Source organism: Falsiroseomonas algicola, assembly GCF_011040385.1.
Classification (GTDB): Bacteria; Pseudomonadota; Alphaproteobacteria; order Acetobacterales; family Acetobacteraceae; genus Falsiroseomonas; species Falsiroseomonas algicola.
Genome location: NZ_JAAIKB010000003.1, coordinates 41,669 through 63,461, shown reverse-complemented (window position 1 = coordinate 63,461; position 21,793 = coordinate 41,669). Strand labels below are relative to the sequence as shown.

22 protein-coding genes and 1 tRNA gene are annotated in these 21,793 nt (G+C 70.0%); 13 read left to right on the top strand and 10 right to left on the bottom strand.

What is annotated here, in order from left to right:
• Positions 1–150: 150 nt before the first annotated feature.
• From ftsY to dapF, 3 genes are all read right to left on the bottom strand, one after another.
• Positions 151–1,098 (bottom strand): signal recognition particle-docking protein FtsY, encoded by a 948-nt coding sequence (gene ftsY / locus G3576_RS08950; RefSeq protein ID WP_235951752.1) that lies wholly within the window; start codon positions 1,096–1,098, stop codon positions 151–153.
• 347 nt (positions 1,099–1,445) lie between these two features.
• The gene (mtaB, locus tag G3576_RS08945; protein ID WP_164694045.1) at positions 1,446–2,681 is read right to left on the bottom strand and encodes a tRNA (N(6)-L-threonylcarbamoyladenosine(37)-C(2))-methylthiotransferase MtaB; all 1,236 of its coding nucleotides are present in this window, start codon (positions 2,679–2,681) and stop codon (positions 1,446–1,448) included.
• Positions 2,678–3,520, bottom strand: coding sequence for a diaminopimelate epimerase (gene dapF / locus G3576_RS08940; protein ID WP_235951701.1), 843 nt, complete (start codon positions 3,518–3,520; stop codon positions 2,678–2,680). Before dapF ends, mtaB begins: the two co-directional genes overlap by 4 nt.
• A 120-nt stretch (positions 3,521–3,640) precedes the next feature.
• Here dapF and G3576_RS08935 point away from each other — a divergent pair, with 120 nt between their 5' ends.
• The 3 genes from G3576_RS08935 to G3576_RS08925 all read left to right on the top strand — a co-directional run bounded on the left by G3576_RS08935 (position 3,641) and on the right by G3576_RS08925 (position 7,177).
• Positions 3,641–5,191 carry an ABC transporter substrate-binding protein gene (locus G3576_RS08935; RefSeq protein ID WP_164694044.1) on the top strand — a complete coding sequence of 517 codons (1,551 nt, stop codon included), beginning with the start codon at positions 3,641–3,643 and terminating at the stop codon, positions 5,189–5,191.
• Positions 5,192–5,199: 8 nt separating this feature from the next.
• Positions 5,200–6,048 carry a metallophosphoesterase family protein gene (locus G3576_RS08930; RefSeq protein ID WP_164694043.1) on the top strand — a complete coding sequence of 283 codons (849 nt, stop codon included), beginning with the start codon at positions 5,200–5,202 and terminating at the stop codon, positions 6,046–6,048.
• A gap of 157 nt (positions 6,049–6,205) precedes the next feature.
• A complete protein-coding gene (locus tag G3576_RS08925; protein WP_164694042.1) occupies positions 6,206–7,177 on the top strand; it encodes an ATP-grasp domain-containing protein in 972 nt (323 codons plus the stop codon).
• Positions 7,178–7,342: 165 nt separating this feature from the next.
• Here the strand turns inward: G3576_RS08925 and G3576_RS08920 are convergent, their stop codons facing one another.
• Positions 7,343–7,552, bottom strand: a complete 210-nt coding sequence (locus G3576_RS08920; RefSeq protein WP_164694041.1) for a hypothetical protein — start codon at positions 7,550–7,552, stop codon at positions 7,343–7,345.
• A 237-nt stretch (positions 7,553–7,789) separates the two neighbouring features.
• Between G3576_RS08920 and rpmI the strand changes: the two genes are divergently transcribed.
• The 5 genes from rpmI (at position 7,790) to pheT (ending at position 12,488) form a co-directional block, all read left to right on the top strand.
• Entirely contained in the window at positions 7,790–7,996 is a 207-nt protein-coding gene (rpmI, locus tag G3576_RS08915; protein ID WP_164694040.1) for a 50S ribosomal protein L35, read from the top strand.
• Positions 7,997–8,011: 15 nt separating this feature from the next.
• A complete protein-coding gene (gene rplT, locus G3576_RS08910) occupies positions 8,012–8,377 on the top strand; it encodes a 50S ribosomal protein L20 (protein WP_164694039.1) in 366 nt (121 codons plus the stop codon).
• A gap of 82 nt (positions 8,378–8,459) precedes the next feature.
• Entirely contained in the window at positions 8,460–8,921 is a 462-nt protein-coding gene (locus G3576_RS08905; RefSeq protein ID WP_164694038.1) for a hypothetical protein, read from the top strand.
• The gene (gene pheS / locus G3576_RS08900) at positions 8,918–10,009 is read left to right on the top strand and encodes a phenylalanine--tRNA ligase subunit alpha (protein ID WP_164694037.1); all 1,092 of its coding nucleotides are present in this window, start codon (positions 8,918–8,920) and stop codon (positions 10,007–10,009) included. The genes G3576_RS08905 and pheS overlap by 4 nt, the downstream gene beginning before the upstream one ends.
• Positions 10,010–10,013: 4 nt before the next feature.
• Positions 10,014–12,488, top strand: a complete 2,475-nt coding sequence (gene pheT / locus G3576_RS08895; RefSeq protein WP_164694036.1) for a phenylalanine--tRNA ligase subunit beta — start codon at positions 10,014–10,016, stop codon at positions 12,486–12,488.
• Here pheT and G3576_RS08890 read toward each other — a convergent pair.
• The 3 genes from G3576_RS08890 to G3576_RS08880 all read right to left on the bottom strand — a co-directional run bounded on the left by G3576_RS08890 (position 12,485) and on the right by G3576_RS08880 (position 13,813).
• Positions 12,485–12,766 carry a DUF2218 domain-containing protein gene (locus tag G3576_RS08890; RefSeq protein WP_164694035.1) on the bottom strand — a complete coding sequence of 94 codons (282 nt, stop codon included), beginning with the start codon at positions 12,764–12,766 and terminating at the stop codon, positions 12,485–12,487. The genes pheT and G3576_RS08890 overlap by 4 nt on opposite strands.
• Positions 12,767–12,771: 5 nt before the next feature.
• The gene (locus G3576_RS08885; protein WP_164694034.1) at positions 12,772–13,329 is read right to left on the bottom strand and encodes a PadR family transcriptional regulator; all 558 of its coding nucleotides are present in this window, start codon (positions 13,327–13,329) and stop codon (positions 12,772–12,774) included.
• Between the two features lie 91 nt (positions 13,330–13,420).
• Complete coding sequence (locus G3576_RS08880; RefSeq protein ID WP_164694033.1) at positions 13,421–13,813, bottom strand: RidA family protein; 393 nt, start codon at positions 13,811–13,813, stop codon at positions 13,421–13,423.
• A gap of 136 nt (positions 13,814–13,949) precedes the next feature.
• Here G3576_RS08880 and G3576_RS08875 point away from each other — a divergent pair, with 136 nt between their 5' ends.
• Complete coding sequence (locus G3576_RS08875; RefSeq protein WP_164694032.1) at positions 13,950–14,951, top strand: Bug family tripartite tricarboxylate transporter substrate binding protein; 1,002 nt, start codon at positions 13,950–13,952, stop codon at positions 14,949–14,951.
• Positions 14,952–14,957: 6 nt separating this feature from the next.
• Here the strand turns inward: G3576_RS08875 and G3576_RS08870 are convergent, their stop codons facing one another.
• Positions 14,958–15,362 (bottom strand): VOC family protein, encoded by a 405-nt coding sequence (locus G3576_RS08870; RefSeq protein WP_164694031.1) that lies wholly within the window; start codon positions 15,360–15,362, stop codon positions 14,958–14,960.
• 129 nt (positions 15,363–15,491) lie between these two features.
• Here G3576_RS08870 and G3576_RS08865 point away from each other — a divergent pair, with 129 nt between their 5' ends.
• The 3 genes from G3576_RS08865 to G3576_RS08855 all read left to right on the top strand — a co-directional run bounded on the left by G3576_RS08865 (position 15,492) and on the right by G3576_RS08855 (position 19,639).
• Entirely contained in the window at positions 15,492–16,658 is a 1,167-nt protein-coding gene (locus G3576_RS08865) for an MFS transporter (RefSeq protein ID WP_164694030.1), read from the top strand.
• Between the two features lie 60 nt (positions 16,659–16,718).
• Complete coding sequence (gene lepA / locus G3576_RS08860; RefSeq protein ID WP_164694029.1) at positions 16,719–18,524, top strand: translation elongation factor 4; 1,806 nt, start codon at positions 16,719–16,721, stop codon at positions 18,522–18,524.
• A 131-nt stretch (positions 18,525–18,655) separates the two neighbouring features.
• Complete coding sequence (locus tag G3576_RS08855; RefSeq protein ID WP_164694028.1) at positions 18,656–19,639, top strand: tripartite tricarboxylate transporter substrate-binding protein; 984 nt, start codon at positions 18,656–18,658, stop codon at positions 19,637–19,639.
• A gap of 111 nt (positions 19,640–19,750) precedes the next feature.
• Here the strand turns inward: G3576_RS08855 and add are convergent, their stop codons facing one another.
• On the bottom strand, positions 19,751–20,833 hold the full coding sequence (gene add / locus G3576_RS08850) for an adenosine deaminase (RefSeq protein ID WP_164694027.1): 1,083 nt from the start codon (positions 20,831–20,833) through the stop codon (positions 19,751–19,753).
• Between the two features lie 144 nt (positions 20,834–20,977).
• On the opposite strand from add, the gene G3576_RS08845 reads away from it, so the two are divergent.
• Positions 20,978–21,067: transfer RNA gene (locus tag G3576_RS08845), tRNA-Ser, on the top strand.
• A 40-nt stretch (positions 21,068–21,107) separates the two neighbouring features.
• On the opposite strand, the gene G3576_RS08840 is transcribed toward G3576_RS08845, so the two are convergent.
• The gene (locus G3576_RS08840) at positions 21,108–21,710 is read right to left on the bottom strand and encodes a TetR/AcrR family transcriptional regulator (protein WP_328728912.1); all 603 of its coding nucleotides are present in this window, start codon (positions 21,708–21,710) and stop codon (positions 21,108–21,110) included.
• Between the last annotated feature and the right edge of the window lie 83 nt (positions 21,711–21,793).

The following is a 21,793-nucleotide window of genomic DNA, read 5'->3' as shown; positions in this document are numbered from 1 at the left end:
CGAATGTCTCGCCCTGCTTCGCGCGCTGGAGAATGATCAACAAGTGATGAGACATGTCGCCATCATCACGATCACTTGAGGATCGAAATGATACGCGAGACACGATTTCGGGGACGCCGCGGCGCGCCGCGGCCGAACCGCCGCGTGCAATCACCCCAGCCCCACCAACCCGCGCGCGAAATCCCGCGCGGTGAAGGGCCGCAGATCAGCCGCCTTCTCGCCCACGCCGACCATATGCACCGGCAGCCCGATCTCCTGCGCCAGCGCCACCACCACGCCGCCCTTGGCGCTGCCATCCAGCTTGGTGACCGCCAGGCCCGAGACCTCCACCATCTCCTTGAAGATGCGCACCTGCTGCAGCGCGTTCTGCCCGGTGGTGGCATCCAGCGTCAGCAGCACGGAATGCGGCGCCGTCGGGTCGAGCTTGCGCATGACGCGGATGATCTTCCGCAGCTCCTCCATCAGCGCCGACTTGTTGTGCAGCCGCCCGGCGGTATCCACCAGCAGCACATCCATCCCCTCGGCCTTCGCCCGCGCCAGCGCGTCATGCGCGAGGCCCGCGGCATCCGCCCCCTGCTTCGCCGGCGCCACCACGGCGCAGCCCGTGCGCTCCCCCCAGATCTGCAGCTGCTCGACGGCGGCGGCGCGGAAGGTGTCGCCGGCGGCGAACATCACCTTCAGCCCCTGGTCGCGATATTGCTGGCCGAGCTTGGCGATGGTCGTCGTCTTGCCCGTGCCGTTCACGCCCACCATCAGCACGACATGCGGCGCATGGCCGCGATCGATCGCCAGCGGCTGCGCGACGGGCGCCAGGATCTCCGCGATCGCTTCCGCCAGCGCGGCCTTCACCTCCTCATCCGTCACTTCCTTGCCGAAGCGCGTCTTGCGGAAGCCCTCCACGATGCGCCGCGCCGCGGCCACGCCAAGGTCGGCCGCAATCAGCGTCTCCTCCAGCTCCTCCAGCGCCTCGTCATCCAGGCGGCGCTTGCGGAAGACGGTGGTGATGGCATCGGTCAGCCGCGCGGTGGAGCGGGAAAGCCCGGCCTTGAGGCGCGAGAACCAGCCGACCTTCGCTTCCTCCTGCGGCTCGGTGGCCAGGGGTGCGGGCTCCGGCTCCGCCTCAGGCGCGGGCGGAGGCTCCGGCGGCGTTTCCGGCACGCTGCGCGCCAGCGCTTCACGCAGCGCGGCAGCGTCATCGGTGGCCGGCGGAGGCGGTGTCTCCGGCGTCGCCACCGGCGCTGGCTGGACAGGCAGCCGAGCCTCGAAATCCGGCGCCGTCCCGGCGGCGGGCGGCACGGTTGGCACCGGCAGCACCGGCGCCTGATTCGGCACGGCATTGCCCGGCGGATAGAGCTGCGGCGGATGACCGGGTTGTTCCGGGGTGGGGGCGGGCGCCGGTTCCCTGCCGCGGATCCGGTCCCAGAGGCCCTTGAGTGCCATGGATGCTACGCCGCCTCCGCGATCAGGCCCTGGTCGTCCACGCCAACGACGCGGAGCCGGCGCAGTTCGCCGGCCTCGCCGCGCCCCTCCGCCAGCCGCACCGGCGCGAAATGCTCGGAATGCCCGCGGCCGGAGGCCTCGAACAGCACGCGTTCCTCCGCGCCGAGGCGTGACGCATGAAAGCGCCGCGCCGCCTGGCGCCCGGCCTCCCGCAGCCGCGCCGCGCGTTCCCGCCGGACCGGTACCGGCACCTGCGGCATCCGCGCGGCCGGCGTGCCCGGGCGTTCGGAATAGGGGAAGACGTGCAGGAAGCTCAGCCCCGCCTCCTCCACCAGCGCCAGCATGCGGGCGAAGTGGTCGGCAGTCTCCGTGGGAAAACCCGCGATCAGGTCGGCGCCGAGCGCGATATCCGGCCGCAGGTCGCGCGCCCGCCGCGCCAGGGCGACCGCCTCCGCCCGGGAATGCCGGCGCCTCATGCGCTTCAGGATCAGGTCGTCCCCATGCTGGAGCGAGAGATGGAGATGCGGCATCAGCCGAGGCTCCTCCGCCAGCAGCCGCCAGAGGTCGTCGTCCAGCGCCGCCGGATCGATCGAGGAAAGCCGCAGCCGCGGCAATTCCGGCACCAGCGCCAGCAGCCGCCGCACCGCCTGGCCGAGCGTCGGCCGCCCCGGCAGATCGGGCCCGTAGCTCGCGATATCGACGCCGGTCAGCACCACCTCCCGGTACCCCGCCTCCACCAGCGCCCGCGCCTGGTCCACCAGCTGGCCGAGGGGCACGGAGCGCGAGGGGCCCCGCCCCTGGGGGATGACGCAGAAGGTGCAGCGATGGTCGCAGCCCTGCTGCACCTGCAGCATCGCCCGCGCGCGCCCCGCGAATTCCGTGACGAGCGGCGGGGCCAGCGGCGCGGGATCGATGGCGGGCACGGGGCCGGCGGGCGCGGCCCAGGCCTCGGGCTTCAGCTTCTCCCCATTGCCGATCACCCGCGCCACGCCCGGCAGCGCCGCCCAGCTATCGGGCGCGATCTGCGCCGCGCAGCCGGTGACGATGATGCGGGCGTCCGGGCGTTCGCGCGCCACGCGGCGGATCGCCTGGCGCGCCTGCGCCTCGGCCTCCGCCGTCACGGCGCAGGTATTGACCAGCACGGTCCCCGCCCCGTGGCCCGCCGCCGCCGCCAACCCCCGCATGGCCGCGGATTCGAAGGCGTTGAGACGGCAGCCGAAGGTCAGGACCTCCGGCATCATGCGCCGAAGGCCGCGGGGTCCAGTTGGCCCGTGAAGCTGGTGGCGACGGGGCCGGTCATCAGCACGTGGCCGTCGCCCTCCCGCCATTCCATCACCAGGTCGCCGCCCGGCATGGTGATGGTCGCGCGCCGGCCGGTCAGGCCGCGGCGATGGGCGTTGACGATGGTGGCGCAGGCGCCGGAGCCGCAGGCCAGCGTCAGCCCCGCGCCCCTCTCCCAGATCACCAGCCGGATATGGTCGGGCGAGGTGACCTGCGCGAAGCCGATATTGGCGCGGTCCGGGAAGATCGGGTGCGTCTCCAGCCGGGGCCCGATCTCCCGCACGGGAATGGCGTCCAGGTCGTCCACGAAGAAGGTCGCGTGCGGGTTGCCCATGGAGCACGCCGCCGGATCGCCGACCGGGCCGAGCGAGAGCGGCACATGCAGCGTGTCGCAGGCCTCGCGCAGCGGCACGTCCCGCCAGCCGAGCCTGGCCGGCCCCATATCCGCCCGCCAGAGCCCGCCCGGCAGGCGCTCCACCGGCAACTCCCCCGCGATGGTGCGCACCACAACCCGGTCCTTCCCCAGCTCCTCCGCGACGAGGGAGGCGATGCAGCGCGTGGCATTGCCGCAGGCGCCGGCCTCCGACCCATCGGGGTTGCGGATGCGCATGAAGACGTCCGAGCCCGCCGGCGCGGGCTCCATGACGATGAACTGGTCGCAGCCGATGCCGAAATGCCGGTCCGCGATCCCCGCGGCCTGGCGCGGCGTCAGCCCGAGGTCGGCGGCACGCCCATCCAGCACGACAAAGTCGTTGCCCAGGCCATGCATCTTGCGGAAGGGGATCATCACGTTCGGCATATAGAGCGCCCCCACCCCTGTTGGAACCCGGGCCCTCCGCGCCGTCATCCACCAGACCGCGTCCCGTCATCGGCCTGTCTCCCGCGCCCCCTACAAGCGGCCGCGATGAAGGAGGCCGCCATGCCCACCCGCCGCGCGATCCTCGGGGCGTCGCTCGCCCTGCCCGCCTTGCTGCCGCGCGTCGCCGGCGCGCAGACCGATACACGCCCCGTGCTGCGCGTCGCCGTCCAGGCCCTGCCGCCGACGCTGGAACCGCTGGAAGCCATCTCCAATGTCGGGCTGCGCGTCACCGGCAATGTCTTCGACACGCTCTGGCGCCGGGACTTCGCGGCGGAGGCCCGCGACGGCGGCCAGCGCCTGACACCCTTCCTGGCGACCAGCCTGGAGAGCCGCGATCCCCTCACCTGGGTCGCGACGCTCCGCCCCGATGCCCGCCTGCATGATGGCGGGCTGATGACCAGCGCCGATGTCCTTTCCACCTTCTCGGCGGAGCGGATGTGGGGCCCGACGGTCCAGACCTTCGAGGGCCGCGTGAATTTCGGCCACCTCGCCGGCGTCGATGCCGATGGCCCGCACCGCGTCGTCTTCCGCACCAAGACCCCCGATGCCGTCATGCCCCAGCGCCTGGCCGCCTATGGCGGCTGGATCCACAGCGCGGCGTCCTATGCGGAAAGCGGCCTGCAGGGGATGCGCGCGAAGCCCATCGGCACCGGCCCCTACCGCGTCGCCAGCTTCCAGCGTGACCAGCGCGTGGTGCTCGATGCGCATGACGAATACTGGGGCGGCCGCCCGCCGGCCCGCCAGGTCACCTTCACCGTCGTCCCGGAAGCCTCCTCCCGCCTCGCGGGCCTGCGCGCGGGCGACTACGACCTGGTCACCAACCTCCTGCCCGAGCAGATCGAGGGGCTGGACCGCAACCCGACGATCGAGGGCGTCGATGTCGCGCTCGATTTCGCCCATATCCTCTACTACGACACCCGGCGCCCCTTCCTGCGGGATGCGCGGGTGCGCCGTGCCCTCAACCACGCGGTGGACACGGAAAGCCTCGGCCGCAGCCTCTGGGGCCCTGCCTTCAAGCCGATGCGCGCGCTCCAGATTCCGGCCTTCGGGGACCTCTACGACGCCAACCGCCGCGGCTTCGCCTTCGACCCGGACCTCTCCCGCCGCCTGCTGCGCGAAGCCGGCTACCGCGGCGAGGAACTGATCATCCGCATCGCGCCCGGCTACTACCTGCAGATGCTCCAGGCCGTGCAGGTGATCCAGCAGATGTGGCTGGCGGTCGGCATCAACACGAAGCTGGAGACGCGGGAGAACCTCTCCCTCATCACCCAGCCCGGCGCCGATATCCGCCCCACCTCCATCGCCTTCCGCTTCCCGGACCCGCTGGGCGGCGGCCTTGCCGTCCATCTCTCCCGCGAATACTCGATGCAGCAGGCCGGCTTCTGGCAGCCCGTCCGCTTCAACGAGATCGTCGATGCGCTGCGCGTCGCGACCGATCCCGCCGAGCGACGCCGCCTCTTCCTCGCCTTGATGGATGAGTTCGAGGCCGAGGCCCCCGCCCTGATCCTCTATCCCGTCCGCGAATACCTCGCGAAGCGCCGGTCCATCCGATGGAGCCACCCGCCGCTCTACTTCATGGACTTCCGCGCCTCCGCCCTCTCCTTCGCCTGAGGACCACCATGAGCAAGATCGTCTTCCTCTCCGACCTCCACCTCTCGCCCACCCATGGCTTCTTCTGGGAGAATTTCCGCCTGGCCCGCGACGCCGCCGATGCGGCGGGGGCGGAGGCCGTGGTCGTCAACGGCGACCTCTGCATCAACGGCCCGGACAGCGATGCGGAGATGGATTTCGCCAAGGCGGCGCTGGCGAAGCTCCGCACCCCCGTGCTGGCGCTGCCCGGCAACCACGATGTCGGCGACGAGCCGCCGGGCCAGGACCCGGCGCAGCTGGTGAATGACGCCCGGCTGGATCGCTGGGATGCCCGCTTCGGCACGGACCGCTTCGCCCTCGATGCCGGCGCCTGGCGGCTGATCGGCCTCAACGCCCAGCTCTTCGGCTCCGGCCTCGACCGGGAGAGGGAGCAGTGGGACTGGCTGGAGGGGCGCCTCATCGCCTCCTCCCACCGCCGCGTCGCGCTGGTGCTGCACAAGCCGCTCTTCATCGAGGATGAGGAGGAGGCGACCGCCACCGCGTCCTGCATCACCCCCGGGCCCCGCGCCGCGCTGCTGGCGCTGCTCCGCCGGCATCGCGTGGGCCTGGTCATCAGCGGCCACCTGCATGCGGAGCGTGACCGGGTGGTGGATGGCATCCGCCACCTCTGGCTGCCCGCGCTGGCCTTCCTCGGCAGCGGGGACCATGGCGGGCGCCCGGCCGTCGGCGCGGTGGTGGTGGATTTCGCCGGCGCCGAGGCCTCCGTCATGCCGCTCGCCGTGCCGCCGCTCTCGCCGCACGACCTGGCGGCGATCAAGGGCCATGGGCGCTACCGCTTCCTCCGCGACATGCCGGAAAGCCCGCCTCCGGCGGAGTGAGACGTTCTCGGGCAACCCTGCCATGGAGAAAGCGTTTTCATTGCATTCGCGGTAGACTGGGAAGGAAATTCTTTTGCAGGGCCAGGTATTGCGGAACGGAAGAAAAATCATCTTCTCTGGGGCCGAAACGCCGTCCTTCCAGGGAAAGTCCCAGCCCGTGACCAAGGTCCATGTCATCCACGAGAACGACGCCTGGGTGGAGCCGCTGCGCGCGGCCTTCGACGCGCTCGGCACGCCCTATGAGGAGTGGTTCCTCGATACCGGCCTGCTCGACCTGACCCGCCCGCCGCCGGCCGGGGTCTTCTACAACCGCATGAGCGCCTCCTCCCACACCCGCGGCCATCTCTACGCCCCGGAATACACGGGCGCGGTGATCGAGGTGCTGGAACGCCACAACCGCCCGCTGGTGAATGGCCGCCGCGCGCTGCAGCTGGAGCTCAGCAAGGTCGCGCAGTACCAGGCGCTGGCCACGCATGGCATCCCGACGCCGGCGACCATCGCCGTGGTCGGCCGCCAGAACATCCCGGACGCTGCGGCCAAGCTCGGCTACCCCGTCATCCTCAAGCACAACCGCGCCGGCAAAGGTCTCGGCGTGCGGCTGGTGCATAGCGAGGCCGGGCTGCGTGAGGCGCTGGCCCTGCTCGACATGACCGGCGATCCGGAAGCCCATCCGCGGGACGGCATCTGGCTGGTCCAGCGCTACATCGAGGCGCCCGAGCCCTTCATCACCCGGGCGGAATTCGTGGGCGGCCGCTTCCTCTACGCCGTCCGCGTCGACACCAGCGAGGGTTTTCAACTGTGCCCCGCCGATGCCTGCGCGATCGGTGAGGGGACGGTGTGCCCGGCGGTGGCTCCGACGCATAAGTTCAGCATCGCCGAGGGTTTCAGCCACCCGCTGATCCACCGCATGGAGGCCTTCCTGATCGCCAACGGCATCGGCGTCGGCGCCATCGAATTCATCACGGACCGGAAGGGCGACACCTACGCCTACGACGTGAACACCAACACCAACTACAACGGGGACGCCGAGCGCCGCGCCGGCCGGACCGGCGCGCAGACCGGCATGGGGGCGATCGCCGCCCACCTGACCGCCCTGCTGCGCCGGGACGTGCTGGCCCAGGCGGCCTGATCCGAAAAGGGTGGCGCGGGCGGTCCAGTTCGCGCTACGTTCCGATCCGCCACGGGTGCCTCCGCGCCCGTGGCGAGGGGGCACCCCCTCGAAAATCGGTGCTAAACGTACCTAACCGGCATAATCGGCTTAAGCGGGTTAGTGACCTAAAGGTCACAGTATCCGCTACCGGTTGGCCGCCTTGTTGGTGCCGACATTCTCATGCCACTCCACCGGCAGCCCGTCCCAGCTGGTGATCTGCTTGCCCGGCCATTTCCGGCGCGTATAGACGGCGAAGCCATCGGCCGTGGCCTCCACATAGCCGCTCTTGCCGTCGTTCAGCTTGAGCTTCGCGGCCAGCGCCTCGGCCTGTTCCTGCATGTAGGTGTCGGGCATCGGTCTCTCCTCCGCCGCTGCAACGCCGCCGGTCCGGCAACCGTTCTGCCCGCCCCCCGGATACCAGGGATTGCGCCCGCCCGCACCCGCCGCTATGAGGCGCCCTCCGCGCGCCAGGCCTTGTGTTGGACATGCCTGGCCGTGGATACGCGTCCCCGCCGCATGGTGCGGCCCCGAGCCCCGCAAGGGAGGTAGGGTGCAAGGTGGGACGTGCCCGACCCGACCAGGAGGTCCGAAATGTCCAAGATGAAGACGAAGTCCAGCGTGAAGAAGCGCTTCACGCTGACGGCGACCGGCAAGGTCAAGGCGGGCGTGGGCAACAAGCGCCACATGCTGACCGCCAAGACCAACAAGATGAAGCTGCAGAATCGCGGCACCTTCGTGCTCCGGAAGCAGGACGGCGACACTGTGAAGCAGTGGATGCCCTACGGTGCGGCACGGTAAGGGGAGCGCGGAACCATGGCACGTGTGAAGCGGGGCGTTACGAAGCACGCCCGTCACAAGAAGGTCCTGAAGCTCGCCGAGGGCTATGTCGGCCGGTCGTCGACCGCCTACCGCCCCGCGCTGGAGCGGGTCGAGAAGGCGCTGCAATACGCCTATCGCGACCGCCGCAACAAGAAGCGCGAGTTCCGGGGCCTCTGGATCCAGCGCATCAACGCCGCGGTGCGCGAGCACGGTCTGACCTATTCCCGCTTCATCGCGGGGCTGAAGGCCGCGGGCATCGAGATGGACCGCAAGGTGCTGGCCGCCGTCGCCTATGACGACGCGGCGGGCTTTGCCGCCATCGTCGAAAAGGCGAAGGGCGCCCTCCCCGCGCAGGCCTGAGCCCCTTCCGGGCATCGGGTTGATCGAAGACAAGAGGGCCGCTCCCGGCAGGGGGCGGCCTTTTTCGTATCCGGGTGCGACGATGAGCAACGATGCCGAGGCAGAGGACGTGCTGTTCGCCCGTGAGAGACTCACGGAGCTCATGGAAGTGCTGATCGAATGGTTCGCCACGAATCCCGACGCGGATCCATGGAGGACGCTGGACGATCTTTTCTATGTGGCGAGCGACCTCGATCAGCGCTTCAAAGCCGCGATGCGACCGCTGGTCGAGCATGATCTCGATGCGCTCTGGCTCGACGCGATGCGCCGGGTCGGGTGCATGATCGAGCGAGCGAACACATCATCGGCCTTGGGCCGCATCACCGGGCACCTTGTCACGCCGGACGAGCCGCGAAGCTCCCCCTGGGGAGGACGGCTGGGTGACCTCGTTCAACACTGTCCGCTGACCTTGGACGAACTGGTCGGCAGCCTCTACCTCTTGCCGCCCGCGCCGATCTTGCGAGAGCGCCTCGCGGGCCCCCATGCAGGAAAGCCAGCATCATGACTGAGACGGACGACCTTTCCGCCCTGCGGGCCGAGACCGAGGCCGCCCTTGCCGGCGCCGCCGATCTTCGCGCGCTGGATGCCGTGCGCGTCGCGGTGCTCGGCAAGTCCGGCAGCCTCTCCGGCCTGCTGAAGGGCCTGGGCCAGGTGCCCGCCGAGGCCCGCAAGGAACGCGGCGCGGCGCTCAACCGCCTGAAGAACGAGATCGAGGCGCTGCTCGAATCCCGCCGCGCGAGCCTGGAGGAAGCGGCGCTCGATGCGCGGCTGAAGGCGGAGCGCATCGACGTCTCCCTGCCGCCCCGCCCCTTCGCCGCCGGCACCTCGGCGGATGGCGGCATCCACCCGATCAGCCGCACGATCGAGGAACTGACCGCGATCTTCGGCTCCATGGGCTTCAAGGTCGTCGAAGGCCCGGACATCGAGAGCGACTGGCACAATTTCGGCGCGCTCAACATCCCGGACCACCACCCGGCGCGGCAGGACCACGACACCTTCTACATGCCGGGCACGGATGCCAACGGCCATCGCCGCGTGCTGCGCACCCAGACCTCGCCCTTGCAGATCCGCACCATGCTGGGCGAGGCGCCGCCCATCCGCATCATCGCCCCCGGCCGCACCTACCGCGCCGACCATGACGCGACGCACAGCCCCATGTTCCACCAGGTGGAGGGGCTGGTGATCGACCGCGGCATCACGCTCGGCCACCTCAAGGGCTGCCTCATCGATTTCCTGCGCAGCTTCTTCGGAATCAGCGACCTGCCGGTGCGCTTCCGCTCCTCCTACTTCCCGTTCACCGAGCCCAGCATGGAAGTGGACATCGGCTGGAACCGGAAGACCGGCGAACTCGGCGGCGGCGGCGACTGGCTGGAAATCCTGGGCAGCGGCATGGTGCACCCGAAGGTGCTGGCCAATTGCGGGCTCGACCCCCGCGAATGGCAGGGCTTCGCCTTCGGCATGGGGATCGAGCGCATCACCATGCTGAAGCACGGCATGCCGGACCTCCGCCCCTTCTACGAAAGCGACCTCCGCTGGCTGCGCCATTACGCCGCGGACCCGCTCGCCCCCGCCTCCCTGCACGAGGGGATCTGACCTCATGAAGTTCACGATGAGCTGGCTGCGTGAGCACCTCGAGACCGAGGCCACGCTCGACCAGATCAGCACCACCCTCTCCGCCATCGGGATCGAGGTGGAGGGCATCGAGGATCGCGCGGCCGCCCTTTCCGGCTTCCGCATCGCGCGTGTCATCGAGGCGACGCAGCACCCCAACGCCGATCGCCTGCGCGCACTGCGCGTCGATCTCGGCGATGGAAAGGAATACTCCGTCGTCTGCGGCGCGCCCAATGCGCGCACCGGCATGGTCGGCGTGGCCGCGCTGCCCGGCGCCTTCATCCCCGGCACCGGCATCACGCTGAAAGTGGGGGAAATCCGCGGCGTGAAATCGGAAGCGATGATGCTGTCGTCGCGGGAGATGGGGCTCGGCGACGACCACAGCGGCATCGTGGACCTGCCGGCGGATGCGCCCGTCGGCGCGCGCTATGTCGATTACGCCGGCCTCGATGATCCGATCATTGAGATCAAGGTCACGCCGAATCGCGGCGACGCGCTCTCCGTCCGCGGCATCGCGCGGGATTTGGCGGCAGCGGGCCTCGGCACGCTGAAGCCGTGGGAGGTCGAGCCCGTCGCGGCCAGCTATCCCTCCCCGCTCACCTGGCGCATCGAGGATCCGCGCGCCTGCAGCTGGGTCCTCGGCCGCGCCGTTCGCGGCGTGAAGAACGGGCCGAGCCCTCAATGGCTGCAGGACCGGCTGGTGGCGATCGGGCTGCGCCCGATCAACGCGCTGGTGGACGTCACCAACTTCTTCACCTTCGCCGTCGGCCGCCCGCTGCATGTCTTCGACACGTCGAAGGTCGCGGGCACCACGCTCGCCATGCGCATGGCGAAGGATGGCGAGGAATTGCTGGCACTGAACGGCAAGACCTACGCGCTGACCAGCGAGGATGGCGTCATCGCCGACGAAGCGCGCGTGGAAGCGCTGGGCGGTGTCATCGGCGGCGAGCATTCCGGCTGCGACGAGGCCACGACCGAATGCTTCATCGAATGCGCGCTCTTCGACCCCGTGCGCATCGCGCTCTCCGGTCGCCGGCATGACGTCCGCACCGATGCGCGGTCGCGCTTCGAACGCGGCATCGATCCCTCGCTGCTGCCCAAGGCGCTGGATGCCGCGACGCGGATGATCATGGAGCTGTGCGGCGGCGAGGCCTCCGAGGTCTCCGCCGCCGGCGCCGAGCCCGCCTGGGCACGGGAGGCGACGCTGCGCTTCGCCCGCGTGAAGGAACTCGGTGGCCTCGACATCGCGCCCGACCTGGCGGTGGAGCGGCTGACGCGGCTCGGCTTCTGCCCGGTGAAGCGGGACGAGGCGTCGGTCACGGTCGCCGTGCCGCCCTGGCGGAACGACATCGCGGGCCATGGCGCGCTGGCGCAGGACCCCTCCCTGCCCGCCGCCCGCGCCCAGGCCGCCGCCGAGGGCTGCGCCGCCATCGAGCCGGAATGCGACCTGGTCGAGGAGGTGCTGCGCCTCGGCGGGCTGGATGCCGTGCCGGCCGTCTCGCTGCCCGTGGCGAGCCCGGTGCCGCGCCCGGCGCTCTCCGCGAAGCAGTCCCGCGCGGCGCTGGCCCGCCGCGTGCTGGCCGCGCGCGGGCTGCTGGATTGCGTGACCTATGGCTTCCTGGCCAAGGAGCAGGCGGCGCTGTTCGGCGAGACGCCGGACAATCTCCACCTGGAGAACCCCATCGCCAGCGACCTCGACCAGATGCGGCCGACGCCGGTGGCCTCCCTCGCCCTGGCCGCGGCGCGCAACGCGGCGCGGGGCTTCGCGGATGTGGGCCTGGCCGAGATCGGTGGCGCCTATCGCGACCCCGCCGCGGGCAGCAGCCAGCTGGCCGTCGCCGCGGGGCTGCGCGCCGGCGAGACGGCGCCGAACTGGGCGGCGCCGGCGCGGCCCGTCGATGCGATGGATGCCAAGGGCGATGCGCTGGCGGTGCTGGCGGCGCTCGGCGTGCCGATGGCCGCCGTCTCCGTCACCACCGATGCGCCGGGCTTCTACCACCCCGGCCGGTCGGGCGTGGTGCGCCAGGGCCCGAAGGTGGTGCTGGCGACCTTCGGGGAGCTGCATCCGAAGCTCCGGCGGGAGATCGGCTTGGCCGGCCCGGCCGTGGCCTTTGAGGTGTTCCTCGACGCCATCCCCGATCCCAAGCGCCGCAAGAAGTCGGTGCCCGACCTGCCGGCCTTCCAGCCGCTGCGGCGCGACTTCGCCTTCCTGGTCGATGCCGGCGTGGCCGCCGACGCAGTACTCCGCGCCGCCCGCAACGCCGACAAGGCGCTGGTGACGGAGGCCGTGCTGTTCGACCGCTATGCCGGCGACAAGGTGGCGGAGGGCAAGGTGAGCCTGGCCATCCAGGTCACGCTGCAGCCGCGCGAGCGGACGCTGACGGATGCGGAGATCGAGGCCGCGAGCCAGAAGATCGTCGCCGCCGTCACCAAGGCGACGGGGGCGACGCTGCGCGGCTAGGCCGGCTGCCAGACCACCTGCGGCGGGTCGCGGAAGGCGAAACGCAGCAGGTGGTCGGCCACCACCTTCTGCATCCGCGCCATCACCGCCTCATCGGTGGCGGTAAGGCGCAGGACCAGCGTGCCTTCCTGCGCTTCCAGCTCGCACAGCGCCTCGGTGAACTCGATGCGGCCCTGGCGCTCGTCATGACTGGTCGGAATGCGGTGGCCGAAATGCTTGCAGAGCTGGCCCATGGTGCGGGCCGGCGTCTCGGTCTCGACGCGGGCGATCGTCATCATGGCGCTCACCCCTGCTCCACCACGCGGGCCGCGGCATCGATGGCATCCGCGATGCGCTGGCGATGCGCGGCATCGATCGGCCCCTGGCCCATGCGCATGCGCAGCGCGAGCTTCAGGTTCTCCATGGCGCGGCGGATCTGCAGCGTGGCGGCGACGCCCTCCTCGCCGCCGGCCTGGGTCATCCGGGCGAGGATCGAGTCCACCACGGCGCGGTTCTCCGCCAGCGCCTGCTCGCCTTCCGGCGTCAGGGTGTAGAGCTTGCGGCTGCCTTCCATGGCGGCGGTGACCTGGCCGATCTCCTCCATCAGGGTCAGCGTGGGGTAGATGACGCCGGGGCTGGGCGAATAGGTGCCGGCCAGGCGGTCCTCGATGGCCTTGATGATCTCGTAGCCGTGGCGCGGCTTCTCCGCGATCAGTGCCAGGATGACCAGGCGCAGATCGCCCTGGCCGAACATGCGCCCGCCGAAGCCGCCGCGGCGGTGATGGTGCGGGCCGTGGCCGCCCTCGCGACCGAAGCCATGGCCGAAGCGCCGGCCCTCATGGCGGTGATGGTGATGGAACATGGCGTCTCCGATTGAACTCCGATATATCTGAAGTCCGATATATCGAAGTCCGATCGACGCCTTCAAGTAAGATATATCGACGATATGTAACTCAACCCGCCTTGTCGCCGAGATAGGCCGTGGCGTCGATCTCCACGAGGCAGTCCGGCGAGCCGAGCCCCGTGACGATGCAGGAGACGCGGTGCGGCCCGTCCTCCGCGAAATTGGCGAAGTAGACCTCGTTCATCGGTTCCCAGTTCGCGCGGTCCGTGACGTAGACCGTGCACTTCACCACGTCCTTCAGGCTGCCGCCGGCTTCCTCGATGACGGTGCGGATGTTGTCGATGCATTGCTGCGTCTGGGCGCGGACGTCGCCGATGGCGAAGCGGCCTTCGCGGTCACGCCCGGTGAAGCAGACGAACATGAAGCCGCCCGCGATGGTGGCATGCGGAAAGGGGCGGCTGCCCTTGAACACCTGGTTGGAGATGACGCCCTGCTTCGGCATGGTCCGGCTTCCTGCTGTGATGGTGGGCGCATCCTAGAACCGTTGCATGCGTGGAAGGCACCCCGGGCCCTGATGACGGCGGCGTGAAGGATTCATGGCCTTCCGGCCACGCAACGGCGGTTGCTAGCCTTTCGGCATGATCCTCCGCCGCACGCTGCTCGCCGCCGCCCTGCCCCTTGGCACCCTGCCCCTCGCCGTCCCGGCGCTGGGTCAGATCTCCGCCAGCCGGCCGATGCGCCTGATCGTGCCGAACCCGCCAGGCGGGCAGTCCGACACCATCGCGCGCCTGTATGGAGAGGCGATCCAGGCCACCTCCGGCCAGGCCGTCGTGGTGGAGAATCGGAGCGGCGCGAATGGCCTGCTGGCGATGGACGTGGTCGCCAAGGCGCCGCCGGATGGGCTCACGACGGGCCTCTTCAGCATCACCATGTTCACCTCGCTGCCCGCCATGATGCCGCGCATGCCGCTGGACGTGGACCGGGACGTGACGGCGATCACCAGCGTCGTCACCAGCACCGTGCTCTGCGTGGTGCAGGAACGGCGGGCGCGGGAGAGGGGCTGGACGGATTTCCGCGCCCTGGTGGAATGGGCGAAGCGGCCGGGGAACGAGTTGACGAATGGCGCGGCGAGCAGTGGTGGCGCGTCCCACCTGCTGACGGCGACCATCGCGCGGCGCGCCGGCGCCGCCATCACGGTCGTGCCCTATCGCGGCGGCGCGCCGGCGCTGAACGACCTGCTGTCCGGCACCATCGACATGGCCTTCGACTTCATGCCGGCCCTGCTGCCGCATGTCGCGGCCGGCACGCTGCGGGCGCTGGCGGTGGGGTCGCGGGAGAGGGTGCCCTTCCTGCCGGACATCCCGGGCATGGGGGACTTTGCCGATCTCGGCATCGGCGACCTCGACCTGCAGAGCTGGAACGTGCTTTCCGGCCCCGCCGGCCTGCCGCCGGAGCTTCAGGCGCGGACGGTGGAGCTGTTCCGCCGCGCCAATACCCATCCGGGGCTGGAGGACCGGCTGCGGCAGAACGGGCTGCTGTCCCTGCCGCCCGTGGAGCCCGCCGCCGTGCGCGCCCGCATCCTGGCGGACCGGCCGCGCTGGGCGGAGATGGTGCAGATCAGCGGGGCGCGGATCGAATAGGGGCGGTCATGCCGCCACCATCAGCATCCACTGCACCCCGAAGCGGTCGGCCACGATGCCGAAGCGCGGAGAGAAGAAGGTCTGCGCCGGCGGCATCCGCACCTCCCCACCCTCCGACAGCGCGGCGAAGTGACGGTCCAGCGTGGCCGCATCGGGCAGCCCGACGGCCAGGCCGAAGCCGCTGAACTGGGTGGCCTGGGTGCAACCGCCGTCGGAGGCCATGACGACGGCATCGCCGATCCGCATCTCCGCGTGCATCACCTTCTCCTCCGACCCCGGCGGGCCATACATGCCGTCCGGGTTGTCGCGGAATCGCATCATCGCCGTGACCTCGGCGCCCAGCGCGGCGCGATAGAAGGCGAGTGCCTCCTCGCAGCGTCCCTCGAAGAAGAGGTAGGGTTGGACGGACATGGCCTGCTTTCCCGAATACTGAACTCTTTGGTAAAATAATTCAGGGGGTCAGGCAAGCGTCCCGCCGGGCCTGACGGCGGCGGCGTTCTGCGCCACCCTGCCAGCATGGGCGGAAGCGGGACGGCGGCGATGGAGGGAGAGGGCAAGGCGCGGCACCTGGCGGTGCTCTGCCTGGCGGTGGTGCTGGTGCTCTCCGTCTGGTTCGCGGGCACCGCGGCCGTGCCGCGCTTGATCGCGGAGGGGCTGATCGCGCCCGCCCGCGCCGGCAGCCTCACCATGGCGGTCCAGCTGGGATTCGTTGTGGGGACGCTGGTCTCGGCGGTGTTGTCGCTGGCGGACCGGCGGGACCCGCGGCGCCTGTTCCTGGCCTCGGCGCTGCTCGCCTCCGCGGTCACGCTGGCGCAGACGACGGTCGAGCCCTCCGGCTTCCTGGCGCTGGTGCTGCGCTTCCTGGCGGGCGCGGCGATGGCCGGGGTCTATCCCGTGGGGATGAAGCTGGCGGCGAGCTGGGCGAAAGGCGATCTCGGCCTGCTGATCGGGCTGCTGGTCGGCGCCGTGACGCTGGGCTCCGCCCTGCCGCACCTGGCGCCGACGCTGCTCACAGGCCTCGGCTGGCAGGCCGCCTATCTCGGTGCGGGGGTGCTGGCGGCGGCGGGGGGGCTGCTGATCCTCGCCTTCCGGCCCGGCCCGATCATGGGCACGCGCCCGCCCTTCCGGCCCGCCCAGGCGCTGGAGGCCTGGCGGAACAAGGGGTTGCGCCTCGCGAACCTCGGCTATCTCGGCCATATGTGGGAGCTCTATGCCATGTGGGCCTGGGTCGGGCTGTTCCTGGCGGGCGTGCTGGGAGGCCAGGCTGGCCCCTGGACCTTCGCCGTGGTGGCCTGCGGCGCGCTGGGCTGCGTCGCCGCGGGGCTGCTGGCGGATCGCTGGAACCGGGCGAGCGTCGCCGCCCTCGCCATGCTGGTCTCCGGCGCCTGCGCCCTGCTGGCGGGGCCGGCCACGGCGCTCGGCCCGGCGGTGGTGCTGGCCCTCGCGCTGGTCTGGGGCTTCGCGGTGGTGGCGGATTCGGCGCAGTTCTCGGCCTGCGTGGTCACGCTCTCCCCGCCCGACTATGTCGGCACCATGCTGACGGTGCAGACCAGCCTCGGCTTCCTGCTGACGGCCCTCACCATCTTCCTGGTGCCGGCCGCGGTCGGCTGGCTCGGCTGGGACTGGGCCTTCGCGGTGCTGGCGCCGGGGCCGCTGCTGGGGGCGGTCGCGATGCTGAAGCTGCGGCCCTTGCTGAACCGCGCTTGACGCAAAGCTTTCCAGGGCGCCCCACAACCCCTATGTGAGCCTCAAACCCGCAGGCCCCCCATGACCGACGTACCCCTCGACCGCATCCGCAACTTCTCCATCATCGCCCATATCGACCATGGGAAATCGACGCTCGCCGACCGGCTGATCCAGAACACCGGCACGGTCGCGCTGCGCGACATGAAGGAACAGCTCCTCGACAACATGGAGCTGGAGCGGGAGCGCGGCATCACCATCAAGGCGCAGACCGTCCGCCTGGCCTACAAGGCGCAGGACGGGCTGACCTACACGCTGAACCTGATGGACACGCCCGGCCACGTGGACTTCGCCTATGAGGTCAGCCGGTCGCTCGCGGCCTGCGAGGGCAGCCTGCTCGTCGTCGATGCCTCCCAGGGCGTGGAGGCGCAGACGCTCGCCAATGTCTACCAGGCGATCGACGCGAACCACGAGATCGTCCCCGTCCTCAACAAGATCGACCTGCCGGCGGCCGAGCCCGACCGGGTGAAGCAGCAGATCGAGGATGTGATCGGCATCGATGCCTCCGACGCCGTGATGATCAGCGCCAAGACTGGCCTGAACATCGAGGGCGTGCTGGAAGCGATCGTGACGCGCCTGCCCGCGCCCGCCGGCAACCCCAACGCGCCGCTGAAGGCGCTGCTGGTGGATAGCTGGTACGACGCCTATCTCGGCGTCGTCGTGCTGGTGCGCATCAAGGACGGCGTCCTGCGCAAGGGCCAGAAGATCCGCATGATGTCGAACGGCTCCACCCATACGGTGGAGCAGGTCGGCGTCTTCACGCCGAAGATGGTGCCGGTCGATTACCTCAGCCCCGGCGAGATGGGCTACGTCACCGCCGCCATCAAGACGGTGGCCGACACCAATGTCGGCGACACGCTCACGGAAGATCGCAACCCCGCCAGCGAGGCCCTGCCCGGCTTCAAGCCCAGCGTGCCCGTGGTGTGGTGCGGCCTCTACCCCGTCGATGCCGATGATTTCGAGAAGCTGCGGGAGAGCGTCGCCAAGCTGCGCCTCAACGACAGCAGCTTCCACTACGAGGCCGAGCACAGCGCGGCGCTCGGCATGGGCTATCGCTGCGGCTTCCTCGGCCTGCTGCACCTCGAGATCGTGCAGGAGCGCCTGTCGCGCGAATTCGACCTCGACCTCATCGCGACGGCGCCTTCCGTCGTCTACAAGATCCGCCGCACCAACGGCCAGGTCAGCGAACTGCACAACCCCGCCGACATGCCGGACCCCTCCGTGATCGACGAGATCGAGGAGCCCTGGATCAAGGCGACGATCATGGTGCCGGACGAGTATCTCGGCCCGGTGCTGACGCTGTGCAGCGAACGCCGCGGGCAGCAGCTGGAGCTGACCTATGTCGGCGCCCGCGCCATGGCCGTCTATCGCCTGCCGCTGAACGAGGTGGTCTTCGACTTCTACGACCGGCTGAAGTCCATCAGCCGCGGCTATGCCAGCTTCGACTACACGGTGGACGACTACGTCGCCGGCGACCTGGTGAAGATCTCCATCCTGGTGAATGCGGAGCCGGTGGACGCGCTGTCCTTCATGGCGCATCGCAGCCAGGCGGATCGCCGCGGCCGCCAGATCTGCGAGAAGCTGAAGGAGCTGATCCCGCGCCAGCTCTTCAAGATCCCCATCCAGGCCGCGATCGGCGGCCGCGTCATCGCGCGCGAGACGATCAGCGCCATGTCCAAGGACGTCACCGCCAAGTGCTATGGCGGCGACATCAGCCGCAAGCGCAAGCTCCTCGACAAGCAGAAGGAGGGCAAGAAGCGCATGCGGCAGTTCGGCAAGGTGGAGATCCCGCAGAGCGCCTTCATCGCTGCGCTCAAGATGGATGCCTGACCGCGATCACAGCCCTTCGGGGCCGTTGAATCCGGCTTGACGCCGCCTTGCCCCATCTAGATCAGTAACGCAGTGGTCCGATCGGACCCTGCGCAGGGCGGCAACGTGACTTCCAAGGGAGAAGCAAGAGAATGTTCGAAACCGGCAAGCGCGCCCTGATGGGCCTGGCGGCAGCGGCGCTGCTGTCCGCCCCGGCCCTGGCCCAGGCCCCCTACCCCACCCGCCCCATTACCATGATCATCCCCTTCGCGGCCGGCGGCCCGACGGACACGGTGGGGCGCCTCATCGCCCAGACCATGGGCAATGAGATCGGCCAGCCCGTGGTGGTGGAGAATGTCGGCGGTGCCGGCGGCACGCTGGGCGCGCAGCGCGTCGCGCAGGCGCGTCCGGATGGCTACACCATCCTGCTGCACCACATCGGCATGGCCACCATCCCGACGCTCTACCGCCGCGTGGCCTATGACCCGATCAACGGGTTCGAGACGGTGGGCCTCGTCACCGACGTGCCGATGACCCTCGTCGCCCGGCGCAACTTCCCGGCCAACAACCTGCAGGAACTCGTGCAGGTGATCCGGCGCGACCGGGAAAAGCTGAACTACGCCAATGCCGGCATCGGCGCGGCCAGCCACCTCTGCGGCCTGCTCTTCATGCACGCCATCAACGCACCGATGACGACCGTGCCCTATCGCGGCACCGGCCCGGCCATGAACGACCTGGTCGCCGGCACGGTGGACCTGATGTGCGACCAGACCACCAGCACGACCGAGCAGATCCGCGGCGGCACCATCCGCGCCTTCGCCGTGACGACACCGGCGCGCGTCGCCTCCCTGCCCGAACTGCCGACGGCCGCCGAGGCCGGGCTGCCGGGCTTCGATGTCAGCGTCTGGCACGGCCTCTATGCGCCGCGGAACACCCCGCGCCCGATCATCGACCGGCTGAACCGCTCCCTCGTCTCCGCGCTGCGGGATGAGACCATCGCCCGCCGCTTCGGCGAGCTGGGCACCGCGCCGGTCGCGATCGAGCGTGCGACACCGGAAGCGCATCGCGCCTTCTGGCAGGCCGACATTGCCAAGTGGCGCCCCCTGATCCAGGCCGCCGGCCAGTTCGCCGATTGATTCGTCAGGCTGCCGCGGGGCGGCTGCAAGGCGGGGCGCCCTGACGTCGCAGCCGGTTCGGGATTCAAGGTTGCAGGAAGGGGCGGTCCGCGGGGGCCGCCCCTTCGCGTTTCAGCGGCGCGTGACGGAAAGGTCGAGCGTGCGGTCCGCGGGATCGAGGTCCCGCTCCAGCGCATCCAGCGCCTCGATGAAGGAAGCCCGCAGCGCGGCCTTACGGGGTTCGGGAAGCCAGCTTGCCTCCACGCCGGACAGCGACAGTGCGCGTGCCTCCTCCACGCCCCAGCCGAGATCGGCGAAGACGGTGCGCCATGAATGGCCCATGGTCGTGCCGAAGATCGCCGGATCGTCCGTGCCGAGCACCAGGTTCAGCCCGGCCTCGCGCATCGCCTTGATCCGCTGGCGGCGCGGCGCGCGGTTCAAGGGCATGCCGGACCAGCAGGCCATGGTGAAGGGCACCTGCTCCGCGCGCGCCCGCGCCACCACCAGCGGGTCGGCCAGGATGCCGTAGCCATGGTCCAGCCGGTCACAGCCCAGCGCATCGCGGCAATGGGTGAAATGGGCGGGCGGTGCCTCGAAGGGTGCCTGGTTGTCCTCGCACAGATGGGCCGTGCGGCGATACCCCGCCCGGCCGGCCTGGCGCCAGGCCTCCACCCAGACCAGGGGCGGGCCGGCGCGCTCCGCCCCATCCAGCCCGATGCCCACCACCTCCGGCCGCGGATGCTGCGCCATCCAGTCCAGCATCTGCAGCGCTTCCGACGGCAGGCAGACGCTGCGATCGATGCAGGCGATGAGGCGCGAGGAAACGCCATAGGCGCGCTCCCCCTTGGCCAGGCCCTCGATCAGCCCATCCACCAGTTCCGGGTAGCCGATCCCCGTCGGCGTCGCGTAGTGCGGGTTGAAGAAGATCTCGGCATGCCGCGTGTTGCCGTGGCGGTGCAGGTCCTCGATGCATTCGAAGGCGACGCGGGCGAAATCCTGCGGCGTCGCCATGGCGAGGGCCGAGAGGCGCAGGATCTCGAGGAAGTCGTAGAAGGTCTCGAACCGGTATAGCTCCGCCGCCGGCTTCGGCAGCCGCAACTCATTCAGCACGGCGAGTTCGTCCAGCGTCTCCGGCCTTATGGCGCCGGCGATGTGCAGGTGGAGTTCCACCTTCGGCACGGCATCGAGGTAGTCGGAGAAGGAGAGCCGCGCCATCAGCGGCGACCCCCCGGCGGGAAGGGCGATATGGTCATGAACCGAAGGGTCCCACCCCCTTGCGGGGAGCGTCAATCAGCCGTCGCATTTCCCGCAGGCCGGGGTTGCCGCCCCGCCCCGGTCTGGCTAGAACGCGCGTCCGAAGGACAGGTGGCCGAGCGGTCGAAGGCGCACGCCTGGAAAGTGTGTAGGCGCGAAAGCGTCTCGTGGGTTCGAATCCCACCCTGTCCGCCACGCACCGCCGCGGTGCCCCAGCCCCCCCTGACAAGCTGTCCTATCCGGCTTGCGGCCGCCTGATGCCGGCCAGGAAGCGATCCACCGACTCATCGATGACCGGACTGACATCGTCCGGCGTCGGCAGCTGGTAGATGAAGCGGCGGATGCCGAGATAGACGATGCTGCCGTGCAGCGCCCACATCGCTTCCATGTCCGGCGCACCATAGGGGCCTGCGGCCGCGATCTCGTCCCGCAGCTGCGCCAGCAGGCTGTCGCCGACGCGGGAGAGGTAGCGCTGGTTCAGCGCCTCCCCCGCCAGGCCGGCCCACATGAAGATGCGCATCCATTCATAGGTGAAGATCGCGGCCGCGTATTGGCGATAGAAGTGGCGCAGCCGCTCCTCCAGTGGTCTCGACCGATCAGCGATCTCCGCGTTCCAGTGCGGTGACAGGCGGTCGAGGAACACACGCTCGAACACCGCCTCCACCAGCTCCGCCTTGCTGGCGAAGTAGCGGTAGAGCAGCGCCTGGGTGATGCCGATGCGCTGCGCCAGGTCGCGTGTCGTGCCGCCGAGCCCGACCTCCGCGAAATAGGCGACGGCGCCAGCCAGGATCTGGTCTCGCCGCGCCTGCGGTTCCAGGCGACGCCCGGGTCGCACCACGCCGTCCAACGCTTCTCTCCCCTCCGCGCGGCAGTTGAAGCCGCTGCTTGACAATGATCCTAGTTTCTGGTGATCAGATGATC

Coding starts and splice junctions, on each gene's coding strand:
- mtaB (WP_164694045.1), bottom strand. CDS start 2,681: ATGATGCCGGAGGTCCTGACCTTCGGCTGCCGTCTCAACGCCTTCGAA.
- dapF (WP_235951701.1), bottom strand. CDS start 3,520: ATGCCGAACGTGATGATCCCCTTCCGCAAGATGCATGGCCTGGGCAAC.
- G3576_RS08935 (WP_164694044.1), top strand. CDS start 3,641: ATGCCCACCCGCCGCGCGATCCTCGGGGCGTCGCTCGCCCTGCCCGCC.
- G3576_RS08930 (WP_164694043.1), top strand. CDS start 5,200: ATGAGCAAGATCGTCTTCCTCTCCGACCTCCACCTCTCGCCCACCCAT.
- G3576_RS08920 (WP_164694041.1), bottom strand. CDS start 7,552: ATGCCCGACACCTACATGCAGGAACAGGCCGAGGCGCTGGCCGCGAAG.
- rpmI (WP_164694040.1), top strand. CDS start 7,790: ATGTCCAAGATGAAGACGAAGTCCAGCGTGAAGAAGCGCTTCACGCTG.
- rplT (WP_164694039.1), top strand. CDS start 8,012: ATGGCACGTGTGAAGCGGGGCGTTACGAAGCACGCCCGTCACAAGAAG.
- G3576_RS08905 (WP_164694038.1), top strand. CDS start 8,460: ATGAGCAACGATGCCGAGGCAGAGGACGTGCTGTTCGCCCGTGAGAGA.
- pheS (WP_164694037.1), top strand. CDS start 8,918: ATGACTGAGACGGACGACCTTTCCGCCCTGCGGGCCGAGACCGAGGCC.
- pheT (WP_164694036.1), top strand. CDS start 10,014: ATGAAGTTCACGATGAGCTGGCTGCGTGAGCACCTCGAGACCGAGGCC.
- G3576_RS08890 (WP_164694035.1), bottom strand. CDS start 12,766: ATGATGACGATCGCCCGCGTCGAGACCGAGACGCCGGCCCGCACCATG.
- G3576_RS08885 (WP_164694034.1), bottom strand. CDS start 13,329: ATGTTCCATCACCATCACCGCCATGAGGGCCGGCGCTTCGGCCATGGC.
- G3576_RS08880 (WP_164694033.1), bottom strand. CDS start 13,813: ATGCCGAAGCAGGGCGTCATCTCCAACCAGGTGTTCAAGGGCAGCCGC.
- G3576_RS08875 (WP_164694032.1), top strand. CDS start 13,950: ATGATCCTCCGCCGCACGCTGCTCGCCGCCGCCCTGCCCCTTGGCACC.
- G3576_RS08870 (WP_164694031.1), bottom strand. CDS start 15,362: ATGTCCGTCCAACCCTACCTCTTCTTCGAGGGACGCTGCGAGGAGGCA.
- G3576_RS08865 (WP_164694030.1), top strand. CDS start 15,492: ATGGAGGGAGAGGGCAAGGCGCGGCACCTGGCGGTGCTCTGCCTGGCG.
- lepA (WP_164694029.1), top strand. CDS start 16,719: ATGACCGACGTACCCCTCGACCGCATCCGCAACTTCTCCATCATCGCC.
- G3576_RS08855 (WP_164694028.1), top strand. CDS start 18,656: ATGTTCGAAACCGGCAAGCGCGCCCTGATGGGCCTGGCGGCAGCGGCG.
- add (WP_164694027.1), bottom strand. CDS start 20,833: ATGGCGCGGCTCTCCTTCTCCGACTACCTCGATGCCGTGCCGAAGGTG.